Raw genomic sequence first — 287 nt, forward strand, 5'->3', positions numbered from 1 at the left:
ACCTTCTGCTGAAGAAATCTCACCCGCGATGGTTTCTTCTTCTGCCACAGCTACAAGAATTGACAGCATTTGTTGCCACTCTTGTAACTTGTTCTCACTCAAAGCAAAGTCGAACGATGCTTTGGCGTAGGGATGAGCAATAGTTGTGTACTCTGACATATTGCCTCCGCTTAGATTTCGCTTATCAATTGATCAACCAGAGCTCGGTTCGTTGCTGAATCCAGGTTCTTACTAATCAACTTCTGTGCACTTTCAATTACTGCGTCTGCCATTTTCGCCTGAAGTTC

At 44.3% G+C, this 287-nt stretch carries 1 protein-coding gene and 1 pseudogene; both read right to left on the bottom strand.

Features of this window, described 5'->3' with window-relative positions; all coding sequences use genetic code 11:
• Positions 1-159 (bottom strand): F0F1 ATP synthase subunit delta (locus AB4585_RS24610; RefSeq protein ID WP_372171376.1); only part of this gene is annotated, 159 nt, incomplete at its 3' end.
• A gap of 11 nt (positions 160-170) precedes the next feature.
• A pseudogene (locus AB4585_RS24615) lies at positions 171-287 on the bottom strand (F0F1 ATP synthase subunit B); the annotation flags it as partial.

The sequence above is a fragment of the Vibrio sp. 10N.222.49.C9 genome, assembly GCF_041474985.1.
In the GTDB taxonomy this organism is placed as follows: Bacteria; Pseudomonadota; Gammaproteobacteria; order Enterobacterales; family Vibrionaceae; genus Vibrio; species Vibrio crassostreae_C.